Here is a 14,271-nt window from a genome sequence, read left to right on the forward strand (position 1 = left end):
CGCTATCTAGATGGCACCGAGGGCGCCCGGTCGGCCGCTCCGGCCTCGGCGCTACGGTGGCTCCATGGGTCGTCCGGCGAAGTTCACCAGCACCGACATCCTCGACGCCGCCGCCGACCTGGTGGCGCAGGGGGGCCCGACCATGGCCACGGTGGCGGCCATCAGCGACCGGCTCCAGGCCCCGTCCGGCTCCGTCTACCACCGGTTCGCCACCCGCGACCTCCTGGTGGCACAGCTGTGGGTGCAGCTGGTCCGTGAGGCCCAAGCCGGCTTCATCGAGGCATTGGCGCTCGACGACGTGGACGAGGCCGCCAAGCAGGCCTGCCTGCACGTCCCCCGCTGGTCGCGCGCCAACCTGCCAAAAGCCCAGGTGCTGCTCCTCTACCGCAGGTCGGACCTCGTCGAGCACTGGCCCGACGAGATGGGCGAGGACCTGGCCACCCTCAACGACGGCCTCGCCCGGGCGCTGCGGTCCTACACGAGACGTCGGTTCTCGACCTCCAGTGCCAGGGCCCGGCGGACGGTGACCTTCGCCCTCATCGATGTCCCCTTCGCCGGGGTGCGCAGCTACCTGCAAGCCGGCCAAGCACCGCCGAAGCACGTCGACGAGCTCGTGCTGCGAACCTGCCGGTGCATCCTCGCCGGTCCGTGAGGACGACCCGCCGTCACGACCCGGCCACGGCCAGACGGAACCCGCCGTCGTAGCTGTCCTGGCCCCGAAGGTGGCCGAACCGCCGGTCCCACTCACCGGAACGGAGGTCGAGGCGGAGCCGCTGCACACCGGCCGAGACGGCCCGACGCGGCAGCATGGAGAGCCACGACATGCCGGCCCTGACGTCAGCGTCCAGGTACGCCTCGGGACGGGCCCAGAAGGCCGTTCCGAAACCATCACGGCAGTCATGGGGGATCAGTACGGGCACGACCCGCTGCACGTCGAGCACGTCCCGCACGAGGCGCTCGCCCAGAGGGTCGCGCTCGGTGTCGAGGTCAGCTGCCTCCGGGAAGTACTCCAATCCCCAGAACCCCCGATCGCGGAGCGGCTCGAAGAAGAGAACCAGCTGTCGTTGGGCGACACGGCGCATCTCGACCAGCCCGCCGGCCGGCGCGTTCCAGTGGTGGACCGTCAAGATCGCCACGGCCACGTCGAAGGCGAGATCGCCGAAGGGCAGAGCTTCCGCGACGCCACGCACCGCCGGCGACGAGCCGATGGGCCGCTGTGCCAACATCTGCACCGACGGCTCGACCGCGACGACCGTGCGGTCCGTCGGCTCGTAGCTACCGGTCCCGGCCCCGATGTTGACGATCGTCCGGCCCGGTCCCAGCGACTCGAAGATGGTGGCCGCGATGCGAGGGTCTTCTCTGCGGGTCCGGGCGTAGGACGTCCCGATCCGGTCGTAGCGAGCACCAGCGGCGACAGACCTACGGCGGCTCATCAGTGGGTCAGAACGAGCTTTCCCGGGGCCTCCAACCACACATCCTCAGCCTCATCGAACGGGGCCACCGTCATGGGGATGCCATCGAGGGAGAGCCGCCCGGCGTCGACCGCCTCGAGCACCCGGGGGAGGTGCCGCCGGGAGTCGGCGCGAGAGGTGTGGAAGGTGATCCCACGGCTGTACATCTGCAGCAAGGGCAGCTCGACCGGCTGGAGGTGGATGGCCGCGCTGGTGCAGGTGCCATACGGCTCGGTCGACATGATCGCCGCCCGCAGACCGTCGGGATCGAGCGACAACGCCACCGTGACCGGAGCCCGATCGAAGCGTCGAGGCCACGCACCGACCACATGCTCGACCTCAGCACCGAGGCCCTCGGCCGCATCGCACCGCCCGATGTCGGTGTCGACGTAGCGCACCCGGCTAGCGCCCAACGCCAGCGCTGAGCTCACGGCGTAGAGCCCCACCGACTCGGCGGCACCGCCGACGATGAGCACCTCGGCCCCCGGCTGGAGGTCGAGCGGGCCAGCGACGCACCGGAACCCGTCGACCACGTTGTCGGCCAGGACGCACCGCTCGACAACACTGAGCCCCAGCGGCGCCGGGAACAAGAGGTGGTCTGCGTGGGGCACGACCAGGACGTCGGCGACGGCGCCGCCGAAGCCACCGCCGGCCGAGCCGAACCCGAACGCCGCACCGGCAGCAGCTCGGTGGACGCCGCATGCCGCGTACCGGCCTGACCCGCACTGTCGGCACTGGCCGCACGACACCTGGAAGGGCACCACCACCTCCTCCCCGGGACGAACTCGGTGGACGTGGTCACCGACCTGCTCGACCACGCCCGCCACCTCATGGCCGACCGGGAACGGCCCCGGAAACATCCCCCAGGTCACCATCGGGGCGTCGAGGTCGCAGCGACCGACCGCCTGGGGCCGGACCACGGCACCGTCAGCCGGGCAGTCCTCCGGCACGGCCATCTCGGTCCATCGGACCTCACCCGGGTTGGTGTAGGTCAGTTGTCGCATGAGCCTTCGCCTTCGCCTTTGCGCGCGGAAGCTTGCTTCGTCACGCTGCTTCGCCGAACAGTGCACCGACGACTGCGGCAGCGTCGTCCGGGGCCGTGACCTCGAGGGCGATGCCGCGCTCGTCGATGGTCAGAGAGAAGTAGAAGAAGGGGCAGCACCGCTGCTCGGCGGCCGCCAGGCTCGCCAGCGCGGCTAAGTCGACCTCGGAAGAGAAGCTGAGGCGGAGACCACCGTCGATCGGGGTGCGGTCGACGACGGGCCGCAGGGCCGCAGCCCACTCCTTGAGGCGGTCGGGGACGGCGGGTCCGTCGAGGGAGCATGCGATCGGGGCCCGAGGTGTGGACGGCGCGCACCCACATGAGGATCCACAGCCACCATGCGAAGCCGACGACGAAGTCATGATCGTCATACTAGCGTGATCTCTCTAAAAGGGGTGAAGTAGAAGTCGGTGCTTGCGGGTTCGCCGCGGCGCGATTGCGAGCGGCCGTGGGCCGGAGGCTGCCGTGATGGGTCACACGGGCACCTCGCCATCCGCACGCGCCTGTCCAATGCCGACGAGGAGCAGGACGTTGGCGATCAGAAGGATCGGCCACGGGGTGAGCAGGTTGATGACAGCGTCGACCAGGGTCAGGGCGACGAGGGTCCAGGCGACGAAGGCCGGGGGAGTGATGCTCCGGCGGTCCATCCACAGCACGACCAGCCCGAGAATGAACAGCGGCGGCCCAAAGCTGGACAGCGACAGCCAGAGCGCGCTGCTGGCGTCGCTCATGTTGGCGAGGTCCTCGCCCCACAGGGCGCCGCTGAACCAGTCGTCGGCGTGCCACGCTGCGCCCTCCACCGTGAGGGCGAGGAGCGTGTGGGCGGCGGCGTAGAGGGCCATGATCCAACCTGCGACCTTGATCATCCTCGGCAGGCTATCCGTCGTATTAGAGGGAAGCGACTGGTACGAGGATGGGCAACGGGGCCCGCCCGTCCGGCCGGCGCCACGAGGTACGACCCGCGAGTCGGACGCTGACGGCGACGGTTGAGTCGTCATAGGTGAGCGGGGGGCGTTCGCGACTCGCGCCCTGACGACACGAGGGGTGGGAACCTCAGTCGACCCTGGCTCCCTCTTGGAGGCATGGATGTCACGGCATGGATCTGCCAGGGACTGCTCGCGGTCGTGTTCTTCGCATCGGGCGTGGCCAAGTCGACGATGTCGCGGGAGCGTCTGCTGGAGACGGGTCAGACCGGAGCCGCAGTGTTCCCGATGCCGGCGGTGAGGGTGGCGGCTGCGTCCGAGCTGATGGCCGCCGCTGGCCTGGTGCTGCCTTGGCTGACCGGTATCGGTCGTCCACTGACGCCGGCCGCGGCCGCCGGGCTGATCGTGGTCATGGTCATCGCTGCGGTGACGCATTGGCGTCTCGGCGAGCCCCGGAACGTCGTCGGGAACCTCGTGCTGCTGACCATGTGCGTGGTGGTGATCGTGGTCCGCGTCGGTCAGCTCTGACAACGCGGGTCAGGCGTCGTCAAGGGCCGCGGCGCGGTCGAGGAACCTCGCCGTCGCAGTGGCGTCGAAGTAGAACATCTGGAGGCGGCGGACACGGCTGTCGACCACGGTGTAGAGGCCGATGACCGGCATCTCGCACGTGCGGCCCTCCGCGTCGCGGCCTCGTTGGACGTAGTGGACCGCGACGTCGTTCCCGGCCGACCCCAGCAGCCGGGGGTCGAGTCGTCGCATGTCGGCGTCCCGCTGCAGCGGTCCCCAGGCTGCGGCGAAGGCCTCCGTCATCGGAGCGACCTCTTCGCCCTGAAAGGTGCCGCCGTAGGGCAGTTCAGGGGGCCACACGAATACGACGTCGGGGTGGTAGGTGGCGACGAGCGTGTCCATATCGCGCTCCTCGACGGCACGGATCATGTCGAGGACCAGCTTCTCGTCTCCGGTCGGCTGGCTGTCCGGCGTCGTGGCCTCTCCAGTGTCGTCCATGTGTTCCTCCGAGCTTCGAGTCGACGTAATAGAGAGTTGCATCTAAATTGCGGACGCCGCAAACCCCCAGGAGGTCCCCGAGTGATCGTGACGGTCGACATCTGTGACGTGCCCATCCGAGAGATGCTGCGAGCCTGGCGGGCAGCCCCCAGGCCGGGCCGATGGCCAGGGCTGCGCGGCCTCGACGTGGCGGTGGCCGCGCCCCTCAGCCCCTCCGTCGTGCCCCGGCCGACCCTCGATCGGGTCATCGTGGTCGCCACGTGGGACGACGACGAGTCCGTCGAGGGCTACATGCAGCAGGCTGCGCTTCCCGAGATGATGATCGGCGGCTGGCACGTGCGCCTCGCCCCGATCCACACGACCGGGTCGTGGCCCGGCCTCGAACCGGCCGCCCGGCGGGGCGAAGGCGAGCACGGCCCCGTCGCCGTGCTCACGCTCGGCCGCTTGCGCCTGCGCCGGAGCGTGCCGTTCTTCCGCGCCAGCGCCCGGGCCGAGGCGCAGATCCTGCGGGCGCCCGGCCTGATCTGGGCCACCGGGATGGGGCGTCCGCCCTTCGTCGGCACGTGCTCGCTCTGGCGTGACGGTGACTCCGTCGATGCCTTCGCCTATCGGGACCAGGGCTCGGCCCACCGTGCCGCCATGGCCGCCGACCACCGCGACCCGTTCCACTCGGTCTCGGCCTTCCTGCGGCTCCGGCCGTACCTCTCACTCGGCCGCCTGGCCGGCGCCAACCCGCTCCGAGCCGACTGGCTCACGTCCGCATCCGACGCGGAACCCTCCGTCAGGCCATGAGGTCCCAAGGACCGCTCGGCTCGCTGGGGGTGGACGATGGCGGTAGGCCAGCAGGCGTGGACGGGATCTATCGGCTCGCGCCGCGGCTGGCGGACCTCGCCTGGCGTCGGCTCCTGGCGATGGCGGAGGTCCTGCGCTCCCTGCCGGAGGTCGAGCTGGAGGCGCCGTCGGCGCTGCCGGGCTGGAGCCGGCTCACCCTCGTCTGCCACCTCCGCTACGGCGCCGAGGCCCTGTTGCACCTGACGGACGAGGCCCTGGCGGGGCGCCGGACGTCGTTCTACCCCGAGGGTCGGGCGGCCCAGCGGCCCGGGACCCTCGTACCTCGTACCGGTGAGCGGGTCTGCGACGTCGTAGAGGCGCTCGTGGAGCGCAGTCGTGAGCTGCACCAGCGGTGGGGCCTGCTCGATGTCCAGGCCTGGTCGACAGAGGTTCGCGAGCCGGTCGGTCGGAGCGATGCTGGTGATCTCCTACTCGCCGAGCACGCCCTCCTGCGGCTCACGGAGGTCGAGGTCCACGGCACCGACGCGGCGGTCGGCCTCCCCGACTGGAGCGGCGTGCTCATCGGTGCCGGGTTGCCGTTCCGGCTCGGACGGCTGGCCGGCCGTCACGTGCCCCCGACAGCGGTCCGACCCGACCTTGGCTCGTGGCTGCTCATCGCCACCGACGGGCCCGTCCACATGGTGACCGTCGAGGGCGGATCGCTGGCGGTCCGACCCGCCGATGCCAACGCCGCTGCGACGGCAACGCTCGAGGCGTCGAGCCGGGACCTGTTCGCGCTCCTCCTCGGCCGGCGGCCCGAGCAGTCCGTGACGATTGAGGGCGACGTCGCCTTCGGCCGGCGCTTCCCGCTCGTCTTCCCCGGCCCCTAGCAGGGTGCGGAAATAGTCGTCGTTGGTGCTCGCGATCGTGGGCGGGGTGGGTTAGACCGCGGTGATGCGTGGCAAGCCTGACCAGCAGCTGGCGATGCTCACCTCGTTGAGCACCGAGGACCTGATCCCGGGTGATCATCCGATCCGGCGGATCCGCCGGGTGGTCGACGAGGTGCTCGCTGAGCTCGACTCCGATTTCGACGCCATGTACTCGGGGATCGGACGTCCGAGCGTCCCGCCTGAGCAGCTGTTGAAGGCGACGATCTTGATGGCGATGTACTCGGTCCGTTCGGAGCGGGCGTTCTGCGAGCGGCTCAACTACGACCTGTTGTTCAAGTGGTTCCTCGACCTCTCGATCGACGCCAAGGCCTTCGACCCGACCACCTTCACCAAGAACCGTGACCGCCTGTTGGACGCTGAGGTCGCGGACCGGTTCTTCGCCGCTGTCGTGCGCCAGGCTGCGCTGCGCCGGTACGTGTCGAGCGACCACTTCGCCGTCGACGGCACGCTCTTGGAGGCGTGGGCGTCGCACAAGAGCTTCAAGCCCAACACCGACAGCGGCACCGACGACCAGCCAGGAGACGGCCCTGGCGGGGCGGTCGGGGGCCGCAACGTCGAGGTCGACTGGCGGGGCCAGCCCCGCAGCAACCAGACCCACCGCTCCACCACTGACCCCGAAGCGCTGCTGGCCCGCAAGGGCAACACCCCAGCGCGGCTCTGTTACTCGGGGCACCTGCTCATCGAGAACCGCAACGCCCTGGTCGTCGACGCCGAGCTCACCGCAGCCGACGGCTACGCCGAACGCGCCACCGCCCTGGACCTGCTGGCCCGTCTCCCCGTCCGTGCCCGACGGCGGACCGTCGCGGCGGACAAGGCATATGACACCCGCGGGTTCGTCGCCGGCTGCCGGGCGTTGAACGTCACCCCCCACGTCGCCCAGAACACAACCCGCCAACGCTCCGCCATCGACGGCCGGACCACCAGACACCCCGGCCACCGGTCGAGCCAACGAGCACGGCCCCGGGTCGAGGAACCCTTCGGCTGGCTCAAGACCATCGCCGGCGGCCGCAAGCTCCGCTACCGAGGACGAGCCCGCAACCGGGCCTGGTTCCTCGTCACCACCGCCACCTACAACCTGCTCCGCATCACCGCCCTCGACGCCCAACCCGCCTGACACCGACACCGGCCGGCCCAGTCGGGACCGGCCAAAGCAGTGAACCGCCCCGGGTTCAGTGGAGGCTGGGTTCTCCCGGGACCGGGTGGTCCCGGGGGTTGAGGTGACGGTAGTAGTCGTCCTCGAACTCGACTGGCGGGAGGTAGCCGAGGCTGCTGTGGAGGCGGACCTCGTTGAACCAGTGGACCCAGCCGAGGGTGGCGAGCTCGAGGTCTCCGAGGGTGTGCCAAGGCCCGTGGGGGCGGACGAGCTCGGTCTTGTAGAGGCCGATGGTCGACTCGGCCAGGGCGTTGATGCTCCTATAGATGGTCAAGTCGTTCAGGCGGCCTCGGCGGTGGGCGCGGTCGGCGCGGCGGTGGGTGGGAGTAGGGCGTAGACCTCGCGGGCGAGGTAGCGCTTGAGGCAGCGGATGATCTCTCGCTTGGTGAGTCCTTCTGCGGTGCGTCGTTCGACGTAGGCGATGGTGGGTGCGTGCCAGCGCATGCGGACGATGACGGCCCGGTAGAGGGCGGCGTTGGCTTGGCGGTTGCCGCCCCGGTTGAGGCGGTGGCGTCCGCTGGTCTTGCCGGATCCGGTCGGGACCGGGCAGGCGCCGCAGAGCTTGGCGAAGGCGGCCTCTGAGCTGATGCGGTCGGTGTTGTCGCCGGCGGCGACGAGGAGCTCGCCTGCGATGTCGGGGCCGATCCCGAACGCAGCGACCAGATCGGGGGCGGCGGTGGTGGTGAGGGCCTTGAGCCGGGTGGTGTGGGTCTTGATCTCGTCGTGGAGGTCGAGCCAACGCTGCGCGAGCGAGGCCAGGACGTGGCCCATGGCGACGGCGGGGTCGGCGGGGTCGCCGTCGGTGCCGAGCGCAGCGCAGGCGACCATGAGCTTGTGGTCGCTCAGCGGCTCGAGCGCGACGCGCAGGTGCTCGGGGGCGGTGACGAGGGTGGCCTTGAGCGCAACGATGGCCTGGGTGTGGGCCTTCACGGCGGTGTTGCGGGCGATGCGGGTGAGCCGGATCGCCTCGACGATCCCGTCGGCGAGCTTCGGGGTCGTGGCGGCTCGCCCGGCAAGGACCTGGCGGGCGGCGTTCTCGGCATCGATGGGGTCACTCTTGCCATCGAGGCGCCGTTCCCCGGCCCGCGGGGGCCGGCTGACCTCGATGACCTTGACGCCTTGGCGGCGCAGGAACCGGGCCAGGCCGATGCCGTAGCTGCCGGTGCCCTCGACCCCGAAGGCGTAGGTCGTGCCGAGAGCGGTCGCCCAGGCGAGCAGATCGGCGTAGCCGGCGTTGGTCGCCGGCAGGTGGTGCACGCCGAGACGGCCGCCGAGGCCGTCGATGGCGACAGCCACGTGGCTGTCTTTGTGGGTGTCGACACCGACGATGACATCGGTCCGGTCGAGTGCGATGCTGGCCATGGCTGTTGGTCCTCTCTTCACGGTCAACGGTCGAGCTCGCCGGCCGGGCGGGAGGACAGGACTGTGATGGGACCTGGTGCGATCAGGCTCCTATGAGGTCACTGCCGCTCGGCTGGCGGGCTGCCTTCGGGGTGCTGGACCGGCCGACCGACAAGTCAACGCAAGGACACAACGGTCGGTCGTAAGCACGGGTCAGGCCGACCGGACCAGCACCCCAGCATCATCACAGTCGTAGGAGTCGCCGACTGTGCCGATCGAGGCGACGGCGCCGGTGTCGGCGAGCCGGTCTGCGTAGCGGATCGAGGTGTATTGGCTGCCGGCGTCGGAGTGGTGGACGAGCCCGTCGAGGCGGTGGCCGTCGCGGGTCCATATGGCCATCTCCAAGGCGTCGAGCGGCAGTTGGGTCGGCATCGACGCCGCGGTGCGCCAGCCGACGATCCGCCTCGAGAACACGTCGGTGACGAAGGCCGTGTAGGCCATGCCGGCCCAGGTCGCGACGTAGGTGAAGTCGACGACCCAGAGCCGGTTCGGGGCCACGGCGGTGAAGTCCCGTCGGACCAGGTCGGGCGGTCGTGGCGCCGTGTCGTCGGGGCGGGTCGTGACGACCTTGCGGCCTCGCCGGGCGCCTTGGAGGCCCTCGGCGCGCATGAGCCGCTCGACGGTGCAGCGCGCCACGGTGATGCCCTCGCGTCGGAGCTGGTGCCAGACCTTGCGGGCGCCGTATAGGCCGCGGCCGACCTCGCCGTGGACGCGACGGACCTCCACGGTCATGGCCTCGTCGGAGGCAGCCCTGGCCGACGGCGGCCGGGACTTCGACGCGTAGTAGGTGCTCGGGGCGATCGCCACGCCGTGGGCGGCCAGGACGCGGCAGATCGGCTCGACCCCGAAGCGGTCACGGTGGTCGTCGACGAAGGCAACTACCAAGGCAGTCGAGGGTCGAGCTCCCTCGCGAAGAAACTCGACGCCGCCAACAAGATCTCGTTCGCCCGCTTGAGCTCGTGCACCTCAGCCTCGAGGTCCTTGATCCGCTGCGCGTCCGACGTCGTAGTCCCCGGCCGCCGGCCGGCGTCGATGTCGGCCTGCTTGCACCAACCCCGCAACGTGTCCTTGTTGACCCCGACCCGCTGGCCGATCCGGACCACCGCCGCGTTCAACGACAGCTCCGGGTCCTGCTCCTGGGCCTCGCGCACAAGGCGCATCGACCGCTCACGCAGCTCGGCCGGGTACTTCCTCGGTGCTGGCATGACTCCACCCTTCCGTGGGATCAGAGCCTCCACAAGACCCGGGGCGGTTCAGAACGACTTGACCATCTATAGGAGCATCAACGCCATGGCCGAGAGCTTCAACAGCCTCTTCAAATGGGAGCTGATCTACCCCCAGGGCCCATGGCGCAGCCTCGACGACGTCGAGTTCGCCACCCTCGGCTACATCGACTGGTTCAACCACCGCCGCCTCCACGGCGAGATCACCACCGACAACACCTACGTCACCCCCGCCGAGTTCGAAGCCGCCCACTACCGTCAGATCACCCCGGCTCCCGAGCCGATCACCCAATGACCTGAGCAGTCACGGAACCCGGGGCGGTTCAGTGTGGCTCGTGCCTGAGGATCCTCGATAACTGGTTCCCCGCCGCTGACACGCCCGCTGGCGTGCACCTTCTCGCCGCCATCGTCGTCGAGGAGGTCATCCACTTCAGCTGGTGGCAGACCCTCCGGCAGAGCTGCATTCGTCGAGGGTTGGGTGGCGGTCTTGGTCAGGCTGGTTCGACGACGAGGCTCACTCCGGGCGCGACCGCCAGGCGCCCAGCAAGGGGCGCGCCCATCGCGTAGGCAGGGGTCATCACGCCGCCGTCGGCGACGAGGTGCTGCCTGTCGAATGCGAGGCAGAGCGCGGACTCGCCGATTAGGACGGAGGTACCGTTGTAGCCGGGGTCGCCGATCTGGCTGATGCGGGCGACGTAGCGCCGCCCGGAGGTCGTCGTGGTGTAGGTCTCGATCGTGTAGCCGCCCTTGAGGCGGGCTTCCTCACTCGGCCCCGTGCCGGGTTTGGGCAGCAGCCGTTCGACGACGCGAGCCGGCACGGCGGCGGCTGCCGCGTTCAGCACTCGGAGGGTGCCGGAGAGGGCGTAGGCGGGAACTGGGGTCGGGCCGACTGCCATAGCTTCGGAGTATTTGAACGAGCGGCCGTACTTCCAGCCGTATAGAGCGTTGGTCCGGCGTACGACCCGGGTGTTGAACGGCGCCATGAAGAACGGTGCCGCCCACCCCTTCAACGACGGGTTGATCCGGTTCGCCCGGACGACCACGTCGTCTCGCTGGGCGCCGTGTTCGGGTTCGGCAGACCGGTCGGTGGTGAGCGTGTAGGGGTCCTTCACCTGCTCGGCATCGTCGTCGTTCTCCTTGGCCCGCACGATCTGCGCGTACCCGGAGGCAGCCGTGCCACCCGACGCTCCTCCACGGATCCTGCGGACTAGGAGGGTGGTCTCACCGAGCTCTCCTGCCCCGTCGGCCACGGCGCGCTCGTGCAGCAGGAACGTCGTGATGTCGGAGGGGATCGAGTCGAAGCCGCAGGCGTGGACGATGCGAGCGCCGCTCGCGACCGCTGGGTCGTGCCAAGCGTCGATGGAGTCCCGCACGAAGAGCGTCTCGCCGGTCAGGTCGGCGTAGTCGGTGCCACGCCGCGCACATGCCTCGACCAGCGGGAGGCCGTAGGTCAGGTACGGGCCGACCGTGGACACGACGACCTGGGAGGCGGCAGCGATGGTGTCGAGGGACTCCGGGTCCGTCGCCGAGGCCACTAGGACGCTCCAGTTGGCTGCGGCGGGGGCCGCCGCAGCCAGCTCGGCGCGCAGCTCCTCGAGCTTGGCCGAGTTCCTTCCGGCCAGCGCGATCCGGGCGCCCGCGGGAGCGGCGGTGGCGAGGTATTGCGCGGTCAGTCGGCCGACGAAGCCCGTTGCTCCGTACAGAGCGATGTCGAAGTCTCGGTCGTCACGCCTGGGGTCGCCGGTCTTCTCGGCGGTGGTCATGCTCCGGTCCTGGCGGGATCGCTGAGCTCGGTTGCCCGCACGATGGTGCGGTCGCTGAAGCCGAAGCGGTCGATGACGCTGCGGAACAGTCCGGGGGCGAGAGCAGGGAGTGTGTTGCTGCTGGGGACGGTGACGGTCTTCGAGCGGCGTTCGATGGCCTTCACCGCGGCGCTGATCACGGCCTCGCGTGGGACGGTCTTGAACGGCTGACGGCGATGGCCGTCCCAGAGGATCTCCCCTGCGGGTTGGTCGAGCATCTGTTCGAGCATCGGGGTTTCGAAGAACGTCGGGTGCAGGGTCCCGACGGCGACGCCGTGGGGGCGGAGCTCGAGACGTGCCGAGTTGCTCAGGGCCCACACGCCGGCCTTGCTCGCGGTGTAGCCGGACTGCAGCGGGGAGTGGACGAACGCGGCCATCGAGGAGACCCCGAGGAGGTAGCCGCGTTGCTTGCGCACGTGCGGGATGGCGGCGCGGTAGGTGCGCCACACCCCGGTGAGGTTGATGTCGACGAGCCGCTCGAATGCGACCGGATCGCCCGCTGCGACGGACTCGATGACGGTGACGCCTGCGTTCGCGACGACGACGTCGATCCGGCCGAAGTGCGCGGCGACCGCGGCGAACGCAGCTTCGAGGCTGCCGAGGTCGCAGACGTCCGCTTGCCAGACCTTCGCATGTTGCGGGCCTCCGAGCTGGTCCGCGAGCGGCTCGACCCGCGCTGCGTCGATGTCGAGGAGTGCCAGGTTGCAGCCCTTGGCTCGAAGCGCCTGCGCGAGGTTGGAGCCGAGTCCTCCGCCGGCGCCGGTGATGGCCACGGTCCGGCCCGCCAGCTCCCAGCGGTTCACGACGGTGCTCCGTTCACGGGGGCGTGGCGTTGGAGGAACCCGACCTGGTCGACGATCGCTTCCTCGAAGGCGTCGCCGACGTAGATGTCGAAGTGGCCGACGTCGTAGAGCTTCGCCTGCCCGTTGGGTGTGGCGGCTGCTGCCTTCTGGGCGGCGGTCGCGGGAGCGACGCTGTCGTGCTCGCAGATGGCGTAGAAGGTCGGCGCCTTGATGTTCGCCACCTGTTTGGTGGGCCGATGCGTGGTGATGTGCAGGGCGAAGCGGGCTGCGACGTGGTTCTCGAAGGGGGCCTCGTCAGGGACAAGGCCGAGGTAGCCGTCGTAGCAGTCCGGGGCGACCATCAGGGCGGCGTCACCTGGGTGGCCGGCGGACGCGACCATCACCGGGCCGCGGCCGAGGCGCGCCCCGATCAGATCCCGCACCGCGAGAGCTGTGACCTTCAGGGCCGATAGCGGGTTGGCCGATCCGGCCGAGGCCAACCCGTCGACGAAGGGGCACTGGGCGATGACCGCAGCGATGCGGGGGTCGCGGGCCGCGGTGATGAGCACGTGGCCGCCGCCGAACGACGTGCCCCAGACCACGGTGCGGTCGGGGTCGATGCCGGGGAGGTTGCGGGCGAAGTCGACCGCTGCCGCCCAGTCCTCGAGCTGGCGTCCGATGTCGAGGAGCTGGCGGGGTTCGCCGCCGCTGTCGCCGAAGTGCCGGTAGTCGAAGAGCACGCAGGCGTAGCCAGCGGCGACGAACCGCTCGGCGTAGGCCGGCAGGCGCATCTGGCGCAACGACCCGAGGCCGTGGCCCATCACGATCACCGGGTGTGGCCCCGGGCCGGCCGGTTGGTGGACGGTCGCGGCGCAGTACGCATCACCTGAGTCGAACTGGGTCTCCACCACCGTGGCTTCGGATGTCGACATGCGGGCTCCTATTGGATAGAACCGGATACTATTCATGGAAGTCTACTCCAACCTTAGAAGATGTGTAAAGTATGAGCCATGGCCAAGACCGCTGCGGTGGGCAAGCGCGAACGCCGGGTCGAGGCCGCGAGGCTCGGAATCATCGATGCCGCTGAGGAACTGCTCGCGGAGCGAGGAGCCCACGGCGTCACCCTGGACGCGGTGGCGGAGCGCGCCGACGTCGTCGTGCAGACCATCTACAACCGCGTGGGCGGTCGCGCCGCTCTGCTGCTAGCGGTCACGCAGCGGGCGATAGCGGAGAACCGCGCCTATGTCGACGCCGCCTACGCGCTGCCTGTGCCACCGGTGGAGCGCATCCGTGCGGCGATGGCGGCATACGTCCGGTTCGCAACGGACAAGCCCCACCAGTTTCGCACCGTGACCAATCCACCGGATGACCCCGAGGTGCTCGCCCAGGTAGACGACCTCATCGCCTCCCACATGACGAACCTTGCCACTGCGCTTCGCGAGGCCATAGCGACCGGCACGATCTCGCCCGACTTCGAACCCGACGTGGCGGCCCCGGCCCTGTGGGCCATGGCCAGTGGCGTCTTGTCGCTCGACATGCGGGCTACCGGCCACCCGTTCTCCGGCGATCACCGGGCACGCATGCTGGACTTCTTCGAGACGCTCGTGGAGCGAGGGATGACAACCCCTGAGCCGCGGTAGTGCGCGGGCGACCTCGGCGTGTCGGACGTCTGGGCGCCCTGGTCGTCAGGAAGACACCACCGAACCCGGGGCGCCTTGGCAGGCCCTGGCAGGCCGCGACCCCGAGCGCGGCGAGCCCGGTGCGCCAT

Annotated in this window: 18 protein-coding genes, 1 pseudogene and 1 other annotated feature; of the genes and pseudogenes, 7 read left to right on the forward strand and 12 right to left on the reverse strand. The window is 69.9% G+C overall.

Translation table 11 applies throughout. The annotated features are described in order from the left end of the window. Window positions 1-64: 64 nt before the first annotated feature. Complete coding sequence (locus tag HC251_RS04285; protein WP_219944082.1) at window positions 65-652, forward strand: TetR/AcrR family transcriptional regulator; 588 nt, start codon at window positions 65-67, stop codon at window positions 650-652. A gap of 13 nt (window positions 653-665) precedes the next feature. Here HC251_RS04285 and HC251_RS04290 read toward each other — a convergent pair whose 3' ends face one another. The 4 genes from HC251_RS04290 to HC251_RS04305 form a co-directional block, all read right to left on the reverse strand. Next, window positions 666-1,433: a class I SAM-dependent methyltransferase gene (locus tag HC251_RS04290; RefSeq protein ID WP_219944083.1), complete on the reverse strand. Its 768-nt coding sequence runs from the start codon at window positions 1,431-1,433 to the stop codon at window positions 666-668. After that, a complete protein-coding gene (locus HC251_RS04295) occupies window positions 1,433-2,455 on the reverse strand; it encodes an alcohol dehydrogenase catalytic domain-containing protein (protein ID WP_219944084.1) in 1,023 nt (340 codons plus the stop codon). Before HC251_RS04295 ends, HC251_RS04290 begins: the two co-directional genes overlap by 1 nt. A 40-nt stretch (window positions 2,456-2,495) precedes the next feature. Then, a complete protein-coding gene (locus tag HC251_RS04300; RefSeq protein WP_219944085.1) occupies window positions 2,496-2,855 on the reverse strand; it encodes a hypothetical protein in 360 nt (119 codons plus the stop codon). A 111-nt stretch (window positions 2,856-2,966) separates the two neighbouring features. Further along, on the reverse strand, window positions 2,967-3,359 hold the full coding sequence (locus tag HC251_RS04305) for a DUF6463 family protein (RefSeq protein WP_219944086.1): 393 nt from the start codon (window positions 3,357-3,359) through the stop codon (window positions 2,967-2,969). Window positions 3,360-3,575: 216 nt separating this feature from the next. Between HC251_RS04305 and HC251_RS04310 the strand changes: the two genes are divergently transcribed. Then, window positions 3,576-3,944, forward strand: a complete 369-nt coding sequence (locus HC251_RS04310) for a DoxX family protein (RefSeq protein ID WP_219944087.1) — start codon at window positions 3,576-3,578, stop codon at window positions 3,942-3,944. 9 nt (window positions 3,945-3,953) lie between these two features. On the opposite strand, the gene HC251_RS04315 is transcribed toward HC251_RS04310, so the two are convergent. Beyond that, window positions 3,954-4,421 carry a nuclear transport factor 2 family protein gene (locus HC251_RS04315; protein WP_219944088.1) on the reverse strand — a complete coding sequence of 156 codons (468 nt, stop codon included), beginning with the start codon at window positions 4,419-4,421 and terminating at the stop codon, window positions 3,954-3,956. Window positions 4,422-4,640: 219 nt separating this feature from the next. Here HC251_RS04315 and HC251_RS04320 point away from each other — a divergent pair, with 219 nt between their 5' ends. The 3 genes from HC251_RS04320 (at window position 4,641) to HC251_RS04330 (ending at window position 7,256) form a co-directional block, all read left to right on the forward strand. Further along, window positions 4,641-5,213, forward strand: coding sequence for a hypothetical protein (locus HC251_RS04320; RefSeq protein ID WP_219944089.1), 573 nt, complete (start codon window positions 4,641-4,643; stop codon window positions 5,211-5,213). Window positions 5,214-5,269: 56 nt separating this feature from the next. Next, window positions 5,270-6,082, forward strand: a complete 813-nt coding sequence (locus HC251_RS04325; RefSeq protein ID WP_219944090.1) for a maleylpyruvate isomerase N-terminal domain-containing protein — start codon at window positions 5,270-5,272, stop codon at window positions 6,080-6,082. A 64-nt stretch (window positions 6,083-6,146) separates the two neighbouring features. Further along, entirely contained in the window at window positions 6,147-7,256 is a 1,110-nt protein-coding gene (locus HC251_RS04330; protein WP_219944091.1) for an IS5 family transposase, read from the forward strand. A 55-nt stretch (window positions 7,257-7,311) separates the two neighbouring features. Here the strand turns inward: HC251_RS04330 and HC251_RS04335 are convergent. The 4 genes and pseudogenes from HC251_RS04335 to HC251_RS04350 all read right to left on the reverse strand — a co-directional run. Next, window positions 7,312-7,548, reverse strand: a pseudogene (locus tag HC251_RS04335) (integrase core domain-containing protein); the annotation flags it as partial. Window positions 7,549-7,574: 26 nt separating this feature from the next. Beyond that, window positions 7,575-8,657 (reverse strand): IS110 family transposase, encoded by a 1,083-nt coding sequence (locus HC251_RS04340; RefSeq protein ID WP_219943494.1) that lies wholly within the window; start codon window positions 8,655-8,657, stop codon window positions 7,575-7,577. Between the two features lie 192 nt (window positions 8,658-8,849). Then, a complete protein-coding gene (locus HC251_RS04345; RefSeq protein ID WP_219944093.1) occupies window positions 8,850-9,581 on the reverse strand; it encodes an IS3 family transposase in 732 nt (243 codons plus the stop codon). After that, window positions 9,489-9,616 (reverse strand) — a sequence feature (AL1L pseudoknot). It overlaps the preceding gene by 93 nt. After that, entirely contained in the window at window positions 9,575-9,901 is a 327-nt protein-coding gene (locus tag HC251_RS04350) for a transposase (RefSeq protein WP_219944094.1), read from the reverse strand. Its footprint overlaps the feature before it by 42 nt. The genes HC251_RS04345 and HC251_RS04350 overlap by 7 nt, the downstream gene beginning before the upstream one ends. A gap of 58 nt (window positions 9,902-9,959) precedes the next feature. Here HC251_RS04350 and HC251_RS04355 point away from each other — a divergent pair, with 58 nt between their 5' ends. Then, window positions 9,960-10,214, forward strand: coding sequence for an IS3 family transposase (locus HC251_RS04355; protein WP_219944095.1), 255 nt, complete (start codon window positions 9,960-9,962; stop codon window positions 10,212-10,214). A 196-nt stretch (window positions 10,215-10,410) separates the two neighbouring features. Here the strand turns inward: HC251_RS04355 and HC251_RS04360 are convergent, their stop codons facing one another. The 3 genes from HC251_RS04360 to HC251_RS04370 are packed head-to-tail and all read right to left on the reverse strand — an operon-like array spanning window position 10,411 to window position 13,435. Further along, the gene (locus HC251_RS04360; protein ID WP_219944096.1) at window positions 10,411-11,682 is read right to left on the reverse strand and encodes a trans-acting enoyl reductase family protein; all 1,272 of its coding nucleotides are present in this window, start codon (window positions 11,680-11,682) and stop codon (window positions 10,411-10,413) included. Beyond that, complete coding sequence (locus tag HC251_RS04365; RefSeq protein WP_219944097.1) at window positions 11,679-12,524, reverse strand: SDR family NAD(P)-dependent oxidoreductase; 846 nt, start codon at window positions 12,522-12,524, stop codon at window positions 11,679-11,681. The genes HC251_RS04360 and HC251_RS04365 overlap by 4 nt, the downstream gene beginning before the upstream one ends. Next, a complete protein-coding gene (locus HC251_RS04370) occupies window positions 12,521-13,435 on the reverse strand; it encodes an alpha/beta fold hydrolase (protein ID WP_219944098.1) in 915 nt (304 codons plus the stop codon). Before HC251_RS04370 ends, HC251_RS04365 begins: the two co-directional genes overlap by 4 nt. A 78-nt stretch (window positions 13,436-13,513) precedes the next feature. On the opposite strand from HC251_RS04370, the gene HC251_RS04375 reads away from it, so the two are divergent. Then, window positions 13,514-14,143, forward strand: coding sequence for a TetR/AcrR family transcriptional regulator (locus tag HC251_RS04375; protein WP_219944099.1), 630 nt, complete (start codon window positions 13,514-13,516; stop codon window positions 14,141-14,143). Window positions 14,144-14,271 lie beyond the last annotated feature (128 nt).

It is taken from the genome of Iamia sp. SCSIO 61187, assembly GCF_019443745.1.
Taxonomy (GTDB): Bacteria; Actinomycetota; Acidimicrobiia; order Acidimicrobiales; family Iamiaceae; genus Iamia.

What these genes read in the sequence shown, in the direction of transcription:
- HC251_RS04360 (WP_219944096.1), bottom strand. Translation starts at nt 11,682, where the DNA reads ATGACCACCGCCGAGAAGACCGGCGACCCCAGGCGTGACGACCGAGAC.
- HC251_RS04305 (WP_219944086.1), bottom strand. Translation starts at nt 3,359, where the DNA reads ATGATCAAGGTCGCAGGTTGGATCATGGCCCTCTACGCCGCCGCCCAC.
- HC251_RS04340 (WP_219943494.1), bottom strand. Translation starts at nt 8,657, where the DNA reads ATGGCCAGCATCGCACTCGACCGGACCGATGTCATCGTCGGTGTCGAC.
- HC251_RS04370 (WP_219944098.1), bottom strand. Translation starts at nt 13,435, where the DNA reads ATGTCGACATCCGAAGCCACGGTGGTGGAGACCCAGTTCGACTCAGGT.
- HC251_RS04330 (WP_219944091.1), top strand. Translation starts at nt 6,147, where the DNA reads ATGCGTGGCAAGCCTGACCAGCAGCTGGCGATGCTCACCTCGTTGAGC.
- HC251_RS04300 (WP_219944085.1), bottom strand. Translation starts at nt 2,855, where the DNA reads ATGACTTCGTCGTCGGCTTCGCATGGTGGCTGTGGATCCTCATGTGGG.
- HC251_RS04315 (WP_219944088.1), bottom strand. Translation starts at nt 4,421, where the DNA reads ATGGACGACACTGGAGAGGCCACGACGCCGGACAGCCAGCCGACCGGA.
- HC251_RS04350 (WP_219944094.1), bottom strand. Translation starts at nt 9,901, where the DNA reads ATGCCAGCACCGAGGAAGTACCCGGCCGAGCTGCGTGAGCGGTCGATG.
- HC251_RS04310 (WP_219944087.1), top strand. Translation starts at nt 3,576, where the DNA reads ATGGATGTCACGGCATGGATCTGCCAGGGACTGCTCGCGGTCGTGTTC.
- HC251_RS04285 (WP_219944082.1), top strand. Translation starts at nt 65, where the DNA reads ATGGGTCGTCCGGCGAAGTTCACCAGCACCGACATCCTCGACGCCGCC.
- HC251_RS04290 (WP_219944083.1), bottom strand. Translation starts at nt 1,433, where the DNA reads ATGAGCCGCCGTAGGTCTGTCGCCGCTGGTGCTCGCTACGACCGGATC.
- HC251_RS04375 (WP_219944099.1), top strand. Translation starts at nt 13,514, where the DNA reads ATGGCCAAGACCGCTGCGGTGGGCAAGCGCGAACGCCGGGTCGAGGCC.
- HC251_RS04295 (WP_219944084.1), bottom strand. Translation starts at nt 2,455, where the DNA reads ATGCGACAACTGACCTACACCAACCCGGGTGAGGTCCGATGGACCGAG.